This window comes from Methylovulum miyakonense HT12 (assembly GCF_000384075.1).
In the GTDB taxonomy this organism is placed as follows: domain Bacteria; phylum Pseudomonadota; class Gammaproteobacteria; order Methylococcales; family Methylomonadaceae; genus Methylovulum; species Methylovulum miyakonense.
This window is the reverse complement of the sequence record NZ_KB913025.1, coordinates 3,785,009-3,797,718: the sequence shown is the minus strand read 5'-3', so window position 1 is coordinate 3,797,718 and position 12,710 is coordinate 3,785,009. Positions and strand designations below refer to the sequence as shown.

The window sequence follows — 12,710 nt, the reverse complement described above, 5'->3', positions numbered from 1 at the left end:
ATCCATTGCAGGCTACTCATGAAAACTTTCTTTTCGTTCCAGGCCTTTTTGTTGCTTTTGGGCTTATGCCTGACGGCCAGGGCTGAAAACCCGCAAATGACGACCGTGCAAGGCCTCATCCATGAGCAACGCACCGATGTGAAATCACTGTCATCATGGAATGCGCCGGGTGACCCGTTTTATGTTGTTGAAAGCGACGGCGGCGGACAGAATTTACCCCTTGATATTGTTCTCCTTCCTTCAAAACATGTCAGCACCGAAAAATTGCAGAAATTTGCCGGACACTATGTGGTGTTAACAGGTTATTACAGCGGAGGGAAACGTCCTGATACCCCATTAGCCAGCACCATCGGACAAGTCCCGATTGAGCCAAAATTCGAGAGAACCCCCCAAGGCGAGTGGGCCAACGCGGATTGGCAAGTGATGAAGCGTGGCTCAGGTTTTGTCGTGCTAGCCATTGCTAAAGCATCCCCGATTAAAATGACCATACCGGGTGCGGTGGTGGATTATGAATGGGCCCATGCATCCAGCCGCTTGGCGGTATTGGTTGTGGATGGGCGACAGCAGGGCAGGGTGATGGTCATTGATGCCGGGCAAACCACACCGGTCGCCGAATTCGCGATACCCCAGGCCTACCGTCCACGTTGCTTTGCTTGGTTGGGCGATGATGCCGGTTTCCTGCTGGCGATGGCTAAGCCGGAACATGAAGATGACGTGGTGGAGGATAATTTTTACCGTTATACCTTTGCCGGGCGACAATTTGAAACGGTGTATCAGGATATTGAACGCCAGTTCGCGCATGTCTTTAGCATCGAAGTGGATCAAGGCTCAAGTTTTTGGGCGGCGGCCTCGGTTGGCGAAGGCCATCCGGATCTGGCGGTCTATCAGGATGCAAGGACGGTGCTGATGACGGATGTCTACCCAGGCTCCATCGCCCCCTTGTTCTGGCAAGACCATCATCTCTGGGCTGTGACTGAGGCATACCTTGAATTTGGGTTTACCCGAAATGAACGCGCCAGGCATCCACATTTTAATACGCGGCAATATCCCGAACGGGACTGGGGTGACGTTGTTGCTTATCGGATTGATCCCGCAACCCAACAATCTGTGCGTGGCAAGACCGAAATGGCGGACTTGCAAGCCGCTTTAGATATGTCCCATGACCATCGTTACCGTGCCGGGCTAACCCGTAATGAAAGCTCTGTCACCCTAACCATCGTCCCACAAGCACCCCAGTAAGCCATATCGGATATTAACGGTTGATGTCAGGGGTCACGGATGGATATAGACGCTTAGGCCAGCATTGACACGGCTGAACAAATCAGCGACATCGGCGTTTTTCATACGGATGCAGCCATGTGATTCGGGCAACCCCGCCATCAACTCATCCGGGCAGCCGTGTATGTAAATATAACGCCAGGCGGTGTCGACATCACCGTAACGGTTACGCCCTGGCTCCAATCCGCCTAGCCATAATATGCGGGTGAGTATCCAGTCGCGCTCCGGATATTGCTGTTTAAGGGCTTGGTTATAGATTTCCCCAGTGGCGCGCCTTCCAATGAACACGGCGTTCAAAGGCTGGCCAGCGCCTATTTTAGCGCGGATTTTATGCCAACCCAGCGGCGTGCAATAACTGCCTTTTTGTGCGCCCGTACCTTTTTTTGCCGTGGAGACAGGATACGTTTGGACAATCTGATGGTTCTCAATGATTGCTAGCTGTTGGGCACTGATAGAAATATCGAGAAAATCGGCAGGGGAAATTGGGTTGGGATCGGTCATATCCGGGGCTTTAAAATAGTGGCCAATAGGCTTGGCTAACAGCAATGGCGGCAACATCAGCGCATGAAGCTGATTTCAGTGCTTTTTGTGCCGGTGTTATTTTTTTTGATAACCGCCAAGTCACAATCTCCCCGTCCCCCCCAGTTAGATGCGAGGAAAGCATAATTGTGGTCGGTCACATGCTGTGGCGTGCCTGTTTGTAATAAATAGTGCTGAAAGTTCGTCGCACCTGACAAGACGCTCACTTCTGTGCTGCCCGTACCCGTATTATTTTTTTTGACAATAATCAAATCAGGCCAGCCATCATTATTCCAATCCGCGACGGCAAAGTTGAAACTGTCATCAGTTTGGTGCAAGGCCGTACCGGTTTGCAGCAGATATTCCTGATAATTGGACGAGCCTGATAAGATGCTGACTTCAGTGCTACCCGTGCCTGTATTATTTTTTTTGATAATGAACAAATCGGGCCTGCCATCCCCTGTCCAATCGGCAACTGCGAAACTAAAATTCCCATCGGTCTGATGCAAAGGCGTCCCGGTTTGCAATAAATATTGCCGGAAATTGGTTGCGCCCGATAAGACGCTAACCTCGGTGCTGCCCGTACCCGTATTGCTTTTTTTGATGATGACCAGATCCTGCCAACCATCTTTGTTCCAGTCTGCGACGGCAAACTCAAAACTATGGTCAGTCTGGTGCAGGGCGGTGCCAGTTTGCAGCAGATAGTGTTGATAATTGGAATCGCCTGACAAGATGCTGACTTCTGTGCTGCCCGTGCCGGTGTTGCTCTTTTTGATGATAAATAAATCCGGGCGGCCATTGCTGTTCCAATTTCCTAACGCGAAGGCAAAGGAATCATCAGTTTCGTGCAAGGCAGTACCCGTTTGGAGGATATAGTTTTGAAAATTTGCAGCCATAAAATTAATTTGTTTACAAAATGAAGGAAGTGGTGGATTAGGGATGTTTTGACGACTGATGTTGCAGCAAAAATAATACCAAAAAGAGCTTACACGTTTGACAAGCCTTTGCTGGCATGCAAGAGCCAGCTAACGGGGATCCTCAGACCTATACCAAAGGGGATAGGTCAAAATTGGCCGTCATGTTTTTGAAAATGACGGCGATTGGCCTGTGTGTCTAGCAACAATCTACATTATTTTTGTGAATAAATTCACCTTTTTTGAAAATTTTTCTGGGTTCAAAAAATATTACCAACTTACTGTGACAAACAATTTACAAACTCAGCGAAATTAACTCCTTCCTCCACCCGACCATCAATCCGAAACGACTAAAACAACCGCCTGCACCGCAATCCCTTCCTTACGCCCTTCAAACCCCAATTTCTCCGTTGTCGTAGCTTTGACGTTGATGCAATCGATCGCCACTTGCAAATCTTCGGCAATGTTCTGGCACATTGCCGCGATGTGCGGGGCCATTTTGGGGGCTTGGGCGATGATGGTCATGTCGGCGTTGACCAGTTGGTAGCCTTTTTCCTGGACGATGTTATAAACATGGCGGAGCAGGACGCGGCTGTCCGCGCCTTTAAACTCAGGGTCGGTGTCGGGGAAGTGTTTGCCGATGTCGCCCAAGGCCACCGCGCCGAGCAGCGCGTCGCACAGGGCGTGCAGCACGACATCGCCATCGGAATGCGCTTCCAGGCCTTGTCCGTAGGGGATGGTCACGCCACCTAAAATAATGTGGTCGCCCTCGTTAAAACGGTGGACATCGTAGCCTTGGCCTATGCGTATCATTGTTGTTGCTCCATATAAAAGTTGGCGAGCGCCAGATCTTCGGGACGGGTGATTTTGATATTGTCGGGGCGGCCTTCAACAATTTTGGGTTGTTGGCCTTGCAGTTCCAAGGCGCTGGCTTCGTCGGTGATTGCCGGATTGCCTTGGTGCATCTCCAAAGCATTTTTTAGGGCTTGGTAACGGAACATTTGCGGGGTCAATGCCCGCCAAATATGGCTTCTGTCCAACGTGCCGAGGATACTGCCTTTATCGACGTTTTTTAGGGTGTCGTGCGAAGCCAACGCTAAGATGCCGCCAACGTCGTCATCGCGCAAAGTGCCGATAAGCAGGTGGATGTCGCTGGCGGTGATGCACGGCCTTGCCGCGTCATGCACCAGCACCCAATCATCATCGGCCGCCAGATGCCGCAAGGCGGTCAGGGCGGATAGCACGGAATCAGCGCGCTCGATGCCGCCTTTGGCACGGATAATTTGCGGATGGCTGGCGACGGGCAAATCTGGCCAGTAGCCGTCGTCTTCGGAAACCGCCACGGCGATGCCGGCAAAAGCTTCAGATTGCAGCAAGCGGCTTAAGGTATGTTCAAGTACGGTTTTGCCGCCCAGTTCGAGATATTGTTTCGGGCGGCCCGCGTTCATCCGCTTGCCTACGCCAGCGGCCGGGACAACGGCCCAGAATTTTTGTGGTCGGGTCATTATGAGAAGGTTTTGTGGTGGTTTAGGTCAGACCGGAACGGGAAGGCCCGTTCCGTAACGTTTTTGATGTCCGTAGGGGATGATAAAACGTTACGGTTACGGTTGCAAACCCGTTACCCGATAAAAGCTAAACCGTTTCGGCTTGGGTTTTATGATGGTCCTCGCCCAACATCAGGTACACGGCAGGCACGACGAACAAGGTGAAGAAAGTGCCGATGGCGATGCCGGTGGCAATCACCAGCCCCATGCTAAACCGTGACACCGCCCCTGCGCCCGTTGCCATAATCAAGGGCAACACGCCCAGCACCATAGCCGCCGTGGTCATCAGGATCGGGCGCAAACGGATGCTGGCGGCGGATTCTATCGCTTCGCGCTTGCCCATGCCTTCTTTTTGGCGGTTGTTGGCAAATTCCACGATCAAGATGCCGTGTTTGCTGATCAGGCCCATCAAGGTGACCAAACCCACTTCGGTATAAATGTTCAATGTCGCATTGCCGATGCCTAAGGCGATAAAAACTAACGCCCCGGCAATTGACATCGGTACGGACACCAGAATGATCAGCGGGTCGCGGAAACTTTCAAATTGCGCCGCCAAGGCCAAGTAAATGATGATGAGCGCAAACAGGAAAGTAAACACAAACCCGCTGGACTCTTTGATCAATTGCCGCGATTGCCCCGCATAGTCGATGCTGTAAGTCGGCGGCAACACCTTTTTGGCAATGTCCTGCAAAGTCGCCAACGCGTCACCCAAGGTCACGCCAGGAAAAGGCACGCCCACGATCATCACGTCATTGGTGCGCTGGAAGTGGTTCAGCAACCGCGGCACGATTTCGGTGCTGAGCGTCGCAATAGTCGACAAGGGCACGCTACCGCCATCGGCGGTACGGATGGGGTAATCCAGCAATTGCTCGGGGTTCAGGCGGAATTTTTGTTGTATCTGCGGGATGACCTTGTAAGACCGCGCATCAAGGCTGAAATAATTGACATAACCGCCGCCAAGCATTGACGCCAAGGAAGCGCCGACATCCTGCATGGTCAAGCCCAACAAGGCCGCCTTATCCCGGTCAATGTTCAGGCGGGTTTGCGGTTGGTCGTAACGCAAGTCGCTGTCGACAAAAATAAACCGCCCGCTTTTACGTGCTTCCTCCATAAATTGTTCATGGACAATGTTCAGCTGTTCAAAAGATTCGTTGCTGCCAATAATGAACTGCACGGGCATGCCGCTGCTGCCGGGCAAAGGCGGCGGTTGGAAAACGGCGGCTTTGACCCCGGCGATTTTGTTCAAATCGTTTTGCACTTGCGGCAGCATTTGCGTGGCGGTTTGCGGGCGCTCATGCCAGGGTTTTAGCACCATCCCGGAAATGGAGGAACCCGGGGCTTCGAGTTGGAAAACATGGTCGGTTTCGGTGTATTGATGGAACGCCTCATAAATCTGTTGGCTATACATCAGGCGTTGCCCCAACGTGGCGTCGGGGGCGGTGTTGGCGATGCTGATGATGACACCTTGGTCTTCCTGCGGGGCCAGTTCGCTTTTGGCGTTGGCGTACAGGAAATAGATGCTGCCCAGGATGATCAGTGAAAACACCGCGGTCACCGGCAAATAATTCAACGTGGCGTGGAGCAAACGCCCGTACATTTTGCTCAGGCGGTTAAAATTCCGGTCTATCCAATCCACCAAACGCTCTTCCCAGCCGCTACGGTCATGCTTGTGGACTTTTAATAACCGTGAGCTCATCATCGGCGACAAGGTCAGGGCGACAATGGCCGACACCGTGACGGCACCGACCACGGTGAACGCGAACTCAGAAAACAAGGCTCCCGTCAAACCGCTTTGGAAGCCGACGGGCACATAGACGGCGATCAGGACGATGGTCATGGCGATGATGGGGCCGGTCAATTCCTTCGCCGCCAACAGTGCCGCCGGAATCGGCTCCATGCCGTCTTCCAGATGGCGGTTGACGTTCTCGACGACGATGATCGCATCATCGACCACCAAGCCTATCGCCAACACCAACGCCAACAACGTCAGCAAGTTGATGGAGAAGCCGAAGATCAGCATCATCGTGAACGTGCCGATCAGCGACAAAGGGATGGCGATGACCGGAATCAGCACCGAACGCGGCGAACCCAAAAACGCAAACACCACCAAGGTGACGATAATCAGGGCTTCAACCAGCGTATGGACCACTTCATGGATGGAGCTATCGACAAACTTGGTCGAGTCATAAACGATTTTTCCGTTCATCCCTTCCGGCAGTTGTGCCTGGATGTCAGGGAACACCTCGCGCACCCGTCCGATCACGTCCAACAAATTCGCGCTGGGGGCGATTTGCAGGCCAATATAAACCGCCTTGTCACCATCGAAAGACACGCTGGACTCGTAATCATCCGCCCCTAGAGTGACGTTGGCGACATCTTTCAGGCGGATGATCGCGCCACCTTGCTGCTTGATAATCAGTTCCTTAAATTCGGCGACCGAATGCAAACCTGTCGATGCGGTCAGGTTGACCTGCACCATTTGCCCTTTGGTTGTCCCAACGCCTGCGATAAAGTCATTTTGTTTCAAGGCATTGCTGACATCGGTGGCGGTCAGCGCATAGGCCATGAGCTTGTCGGGGTCTAACCAGGCGCGTAAGGAGAAGTTTTTGCTGCCCAATAATTCGGCTAACTGGATGCCTTCCACCGATTGCAAACGCGGCTGCACGGTGCGCACCAGATAATCGGTGATATTGTTGGCGGGCAAGGTGTCGCTGGAAAAACCGATGTACATCGCGTCGATGGTTTCACCAATTTTCACGTTTATGACCGGACGTTGTGATTCCGGCGGCAGTTGGTTGAGCACCGAATTCACCTTGGCGTTGATTTCGGTCAAGGCTTTGTTCGGGTCAAAATTCAGGCGCAAATTGGCGGTGATGGTGCTGACGCCGTTTTGGCTGATGGAGGTGATGTAGTCAATGCCATTGGCTTCGGCGATCACGGTTTCCAATGGCGTGGTGATAAAGCCCGCGATGACATCCGGGTCTGCGCCGTAATAGGCCGTAGTGACGGTGACCACGGCGTTCTCGGTGCGAGGGTACTGCAACACAGGCAAGCTGGTCAGCGAACGCAAGCCCAGCACCAGCAACATAATGCTGATGACCATTGACAAAACAGGGCGGCGGATAAAAATGTCGGTTAGGTTCATAGTGGCCTACTGGTCAATAGGTTGGGGGGCAGGGTCATTGCTGGGCAGCTGGGTATTGTTGACCAACACCGTGGTACCGTTATGCAGTTTGACTTGTCCGGTCGTGACAACGGTGTCCCCATCTTTGATGCCTTTGAGAACGCTGATCTGGTCGCCGCGTGCCGCGCCAGTGGCCACAAACACCTGATGCGCGACCAATTTGGCTTGGCCTTTATCATCCTTGCCCTTGTCTTCAACCACAAAGACACTCGCGCCCAAGGCATTAAAGCTGATTGCGGTGCGCGGTACCGTGATCAAGGGTTGCGCGTCACCCGTGACGACATGCGCCTTGGCATACATGCCGGGTATCAGGCGATGGCCAGGATTTTTCAAGGTGGCGCGGACTAGGACATTGCGCGTGTTGCGGTCGACTTTGGGGTCAATCACACTGATTACGCCAGCAAAATCTTGTGCCGGATAAGCATCGGTTTTTAAGTTGACGGATTGCCCGATTTTTAACACCGCGAGGTTTTGCTGCGGCAAGTAAAAGTCGGCGTAGACCGTATCGAGGTTTTGCAAGTTGGTGATGCTCACCCCGGCATCAAGGAATTGCCCGGGGTCGATGTTGCGGATGCCCAGTTGCCCGGCAAACGGGGCGCGGATGGTTTTTTTATCCACCAATGCCTGTTGCGCGGCGACATTGGCGAGGGCGATGTTCAAATTCGCCCTGTCGATGTCCACCGTCTGCTGGCTGATGGCTTTGGCGTGAAATTGCGCTTCGGAACGCCGGAAAGTGATGCGCGCCAATTCGGCGGTGGCGTTGAGCGATTTCAATTTGGCGATTTCGTCATCGGCCCGCAATTGCACCAGCGGCGCATGGGCGGCGACGTTATCACCTTGTTTGAACTGGATTTCACTCACCAGCCCCGCCACTTCTGAGCTCAGTTCGACACCTTGGGCGGCGCGTAGCGTACTGACGGCTTCAAGTTCCGGTAACCAGTCTTGGAAACTGGCGGTGATGGTTGAAACCGTTTGCGGCGGTTCGCCTTGGGACATCATGAATTGCTTGATCATGCGCCCTTTGAATTCGATAAAACCAAACACACCGCCCAGCACCACGCCGACAACGATGAGCATAATGAGCATACGCTTAACCATCTTATTTTCCTGTTCGAAATTGTTCGTTGATGTTTAATGCCGTCCACGAAATGCACGAAAGGCACGAAAAAATTTGTTGTTGGCGGATCCTGTCATAGGCCGGGGCTGGGCGGGGAATCCCCCATCCTTGCCTATGGGTTATTTTCCTGTTCGAAATTGTTCAAATTGTTCCAGTAAGGACGTGGGTTTCTTGGTTTTAGGCTGGTTGTCCGTAAGCGTTTTGGCCAAATCCGCCCGTTGCCACCAACCGCCGCCTAAGGCCAAAAACAAAGCCGCGGTGTCACTGAGTTGCGTGGCCTTGGCTTTGATTTGCCCAAGCCGCGCTTGCTGGTCATTGTGTTGGGCGGTCAATAAATCCAAATAACTGACCGCGCCAATGAGGAATTGGGTTTGGGTCAGCTCCAGGGTTTCATGGGCGGCACGTTGCGCGGATTCCTGGGTTTTTAGTTCTTCGGCATCGTATTGCAGGGCGTTTAGGGTGTCCGCGACATTTTTAAAAGCCGTTAAAACCGTGCTGCGGTATTGTTCGGCGATTTGTTGGTATGCGGCTTTGGCGGCCCTGCGCTGATGCGTCAATTGCCCGCCGTGGAAAATCGGCTGCGCCAAATTGGCGGTCATGTTCCAAATGTCGCTGCCTGGGGCGAACAAATTCCCCGCTTCCGTGGCAATCGTGGACACATTGGCCCTCAGCGTAAAATCAGGGAAGACGCTGGCGATCACCACGCCGATTTGCGCGCTGGCGACGTGTAACAGGGCTTCTTGGGCGCGGATGTCAGGGCGTTGTTCGACCAATTTGGACGGTAAGCTGAGCGGCAAATGGTCCGGCAGGGTGATTTCCTCAAGCTTGAACTGTGCCGCCAAATCGGTGCTGGGGAATGTGCCGACGAGCACTTTCAGGCGGTTGCGCAATTGCGCGAGTTGCTGTTGCAAGGGCGGCAAAGTAGTTTTGGTCTGTTCCAAGGCCGATTGCTGCGCCAATATCGCCGTTTTTGACGTGCTGCCCAACTCAAATTGCTGTTTGATCACGTCCAATTGTTGAGCCTGCGAAGCGATCATTTCTTGGGTCGCATCAATTTGCGCCCGTATGGAGGCTTCTTGCACCGCCGTTGTGACGATGTTTGACGCTATCGTCAAAAACGCGCCTTCCAATTGGAAACGCTGGAATTCCGCTTGGGCATCAAGGCTTTCGATTTGCCGGCGGATGGCCCCGAACACGTCCAGCGTATAAGAGATGCCTAACGAGGTGTTGTAAAGGTTGTACACCGACCCTTTAAAATTGGGGTTACCAAATTGTGCGCCGGAAATTTGCTGGCGGGTCGCATAGCCCGTCGCGTCGATGGCCGGCCATAACGAGCCTTCCTTGGACGAAGTGTTTTCTTGCGCCTGGACTAAGGTGGCATGTGCCGATTGCAAATCCGGGTTGTGCTTGATCGCCTGTTCAATCAGCAGGGTCAAGGGTTTGGAATGGAACAGCGTCCACCATTGCCCCGGCAATTCTTTGCCCAACCGCAAGGCTTTGACCGCGTGTTCCGCTTCGGCCTTATCCGTGTAAGCCGGAACATCGGGGCTGGCCGGACGTGTGAAATCAGGCCCCAATGTGCAACTGGACACTGTCATCATGCCCGCCATCAGCACTAGGCGTAAGCCTTGCGGTCCGGCGCTTGGCGTCTTTAAGGGATAACCCCGTCGTTTGGATAGCATGTAATATCTTCCCCTTGGATAGATGGTCTGTGCCGAAGCAGGTTAGCGGGTTAAATCGTGGGCGCCGTGGCTTGCCGGATCCGGGCTTTATTTAGTGATCAAACCATTAAGCAACAGGTCGGCCACATGGTTGGCGATCGCTTCAGGTTCTGCATACTCAGGCCGCCAACCTGGAAAATGTTTGTTCAATGGCTGGTGGTCGACATAAATTTTCACCAAACCAATAATCGACGTCGCCACCAGATAGGGATCCCGTTCCGGGGCCAATTCCGCCGCCAATTGCAACAGCAAATCAAACTGGTTTTTAAACACGCCCTGCGCCAATAACTGCATACGTTCAGGGTCGGCTTCCATAATCTCGCGCTGCACCAAACGGCAAAACGTATTGTCTTGCGACATGACTGTGATTAACGCACGGATGAATTTTTTCAGTTTTTCAACGGTAGGGCATTCCGCTTCCCACACCTGGGCAAAAACCGCCTCTTTGCCAGAAAACGCATAGCGGGTCGCCGCTAAATACAGCGCGTTTTTATCCGGGAAATGATGGTAGATGGCCGCGACACTCATATCAACGCTAGCCGCCAACTGCCGCATCGACAGTCCGGAATAGCCTTTTTCGGCAAACAACATGATGGCGGCACTTAAAATTTTTTCTTTGGAAGTCACTTTTCTTATAACCCTAACGAACGTTCGGTAAAATAGTATCACCGAAACTTTAATCGGCAAACCTTTTTTGGCCATGCCGTCGTAAAGCCGCTACCAGGCAACGCTTTTGCCAGCCGGACATCGGCATTGAAAAGTTTCTGAATATTTCCCTATCGCTTACAATAGCCGGCACCATCCTTTTCCCATCACCGTATTGGCCGCCGCCATCAAGCCAGGTGATTGCACTGACCCACCGTAATACACACAAATGAAAAAATTAAGATGCGCCGTGATTGGCACCGGTTATTTAGGTAAATTCCACGCCGAAAAATACGCCTCCTTACCCGATTGCGAACTCGTCGCCGTGGTGGATGTCAACCCCGCCGCCGCCAGCTCCGTCGCCGACAAACACGGTGCGCAAGCCCTCATTGATTACCAATCATTGCTCAATGGTTCAATCGACGCGGTCAGCATTGTCGTGCCCACGACCTTGCACCATCGTGTCGCCAAAGATTTCCTCAATGCGGGTGTGCATGTGCTGGTGGAAAAACCCGTCACCGTCACCGTCGCCGAAGCCGATGACCTGATCGCCACCGCCGCCGCCAAAAATTTGATTTTGCAGGTCGGGCATCTGGAACGCTTCAACCCCGCCGTGTTGGGGCTGGACAAAGACGAAAAACCGCTGTTCATCGAATCGCACCGCTTGTCGCCGTTCAACCCCCGCGCCAACGATGTCAGCGTGGTGCTGGATCTGATGATCCACGACATCGACATCATCTTGGCTTTGGTCGATTCTGAAGTCGAACGCATCGACGCCAGCGGCACTGCGGTATTGACGCAAGGCACGGACATCGCCAACGCCCGCTTGCTGTTCAAAAACGGCTGCGTCGCCAACGTCACCGCCAGCCGCATCAGCATGAAACTGGAGCGTAAAATGCGCCTGTTCCGCCCCAGCTCTTACGTCGCCGTCGATTTCCAAAACAAAACCCTGACCAAACACCGCACTGGCAAAAAAGAAATGTTCCCGGGCATCCCTGAGATTGAAACTGAAGAATCGGTGTTTGAAAGCGGCGATGCTTTGTTGGCGGAGATCCGGCATTTTGTCAGCTGCATCCAAACAGGCAGCAAGCCGTTGGTGTCTGGTGAAGCAGGGCGTAGGGCCTTGGAGACGGCGATCCGGATTACGGGGTTGTTGGGGGAGAAATGAGTTTTTTGTCGGTCGGGAAATATCTGGAAATTGCATTGTTTCCCAGAGTCCCCACGCCGTAACGTGAAGACTCTGTGAAAACATGGGGCGTATTAGTGTGTGTTTGGCATATTCCCCGAATATTGTTGCCACAATAAAAACGGCACTTTTAAATAATCCCTAGCAGGTGCGACCCTAAAACCATTTGGCATAAGAAGCCAATGAAAAAAGCCAGCGTCCGAAAAAACGGGACTCCGAAAGTGTACAACAGCAAATGGATGAGACGGGCGAAAAAATACAGGATGCAAGCATTTGCAGTCAAGGCCGTCGACATCCCTGTCACGTGAACCATCAACACGAGCGGTGCGAAGACCACCAAGTTTTCAACCGCGTTGTCGTGCGCCCGCATCAGCCGCTCGGCCCATTGTGCTTTCGGGCGCAAATCAGGTTGCGGATTCATCAACGCGGGCCAAGGTTGGTCTTCTACCAAACGGTTGACTATATAAGGCACCCAAATGACAGCCGTCATTAGGATGGTTAACGTCAGCCAAAAGAGTTCAACTGATAAAGTTTGCATAATATTCGCTCCCAATGGGGGGTGATTAATAAGGGATGGTGTTTTAGCCGTGCCAAATTCTCCA

At 52.9% G+C, this 12,710-nt stretch carries 11 protein-coding genes; 2 read left to right on the top strand and 9 right to left on the bottom strand.

Translation table 11 applies throughout. The features are described from left to right. The first annotated feature begins 18 nt into the window (after positions 1–18). A complete protein-coding gene (locus METMI_RS0118650) occupies positions 19–1,239 on the top strand; it encodes a hypothetical protein (RefSeq protein WP_019867823.1) in 1,221 nt (406 codons plus the stop codon). A gap of 33 nt (positions 1,240–1,272) precedes the next feature. Here METMI_RS0118650 and METMI_RS0118645 read toward each other — a convergent pair whose 3' ends face one another. The 8 genes from METMI_RS0118645 to METMI_RS0118610 all read right to left on the bottom strand — a co-directional run bounded on the left by METMI_RS0118645 (position 1,273) and on the right by METMI_RS0118610 (position 10,904). Continuing rightward, positions 1,273–1,779 carry a L,D-transpeptidase gene (locus tag METMI_RS0118645; protein WP_040573223.1) on the bottom strand — a complete coding sequence of 169 codons (507 nt, stop codon included), beginning with the start codon at positions 1,777–1,779 and terminating at the stop codon, positions 1,273–1,275. Positions 1,780–1,835: 56 nt separating this feature from the next. After that, positions 1,836–2,693 (bottom strand): FG-GAP repeat domain-containing protein, encoded by an 858-nt coding sequence (locus METMI_RS0118640; protein WP_019867821.1) that lies wholly within the window; start codon positions 2,691–2,693, stop codon positions 1,836–1,838. 354 nt (positions 2,694–3,047) lie between these two features. Next, positions 3,048–3,524, bottom strand: a complete 477-nt coding sequence (gene ispF, locus METMI_RS0118635; protein ID WP_019867820.1) for a 2-C-methyl-D-erythritol 2,4-cyclodiphosphate synthase — start codon at positions 3,522–3,524, stop codon at positions 3,048–3,050. Beyond that, positions 3,521–4,216, bottom strand: a complete 696-nt coding sequence (gene ispD, locus METMI_RS0118630; protein WP_029151796.1) for a 2-C-methyl-D-erythritol 4-phosphate cytidylyltransferase — start codon at positions 4,214–4,216, stop codon at positions 3,521–3,523. Before ispD ends, ispF begins: the two co-directional genes overlap by 4 nt. 127 nt (positions 4,217–4,343) lie before the next feature. Next, a complete protein-coding gene (locus METMI_RS0118625; protein ID WP_019867818.1) occupies positions 4,344–7,400 on the bottom strand; it encodes an efflux RND transporter permease subunit in 3,057 nt (1,018 codons plus the stop codon). Between the two features lie 6 nt (positions 7,401–7,406). After that, entirely contained in the window at positions 7,407–8,537 is a 1,131-nt protein-coding gene (locus METMI_RS0118620; protein ID WP_019867817.1) for an efflux RND transporter periplasmic adaptor subunit, read from the bottom strand. A 138-nt stretch (positions 8,538–8,675) separates the two neighbouring features. Then, positions 8,676–10,238: an efflux transporter outer membrane subunit gene (locus METMI_RS0118615; protein ID WP_019867816.1), complete on the bottom strand. Its 1,563-nt coding sequence runs from the start codon at positions 10,236–10,238 to the stop codon at positions 8,676–8,678. 87 nt (positions 10,239–10,325) lie between these two features. Next, positions 10,326–10,904: a TetR/AcrR family transcriptional regulator gene (locus tag METMI_RS0118610; protein ID WP_198007943.1), complete on the bottom strand. Its 579-nt coding sequence runs from the start codon at positions 10,902–10,904 to the stop codon at positions 10,326–10,328. A 247-nt stretch (positions 10,905–11,151) separates the two neighbouring features. Between METMI_RS0118610 and METMI_RS0118605 the strand changes: the two genes are divergently transcribed. Continuing rightward, positions 11,152–12,090 carry a Gfo/Idh/MocA family protein gene (locus METMI_RS0118605; protein WP_019867814.1) on the top strand — a complete coding sequence of 313 codons (939 nt, stop codon included), beginning with the start codon at positions 11,152–11,154 and terminating at the stop codon, positions 12,088–12,090. Positions 12,091–12,238: 148 nt separating this feature from the next. Here the strand turns inward: METMI_RS0118605 and METMI_RS0118600 are convergent, their stop codons facing one another. Then, a complete protein-coding gene (locus tag METMI_RS0118600; protein WP_019867813.1) occupies positions 12,239–12,646 on the bottom strand; it encodes an MAPEG family protein in 408 nt (135 codons plus the stop codon). Positions 12,647–12,710 lie beyond the last annotated feature (64 nt).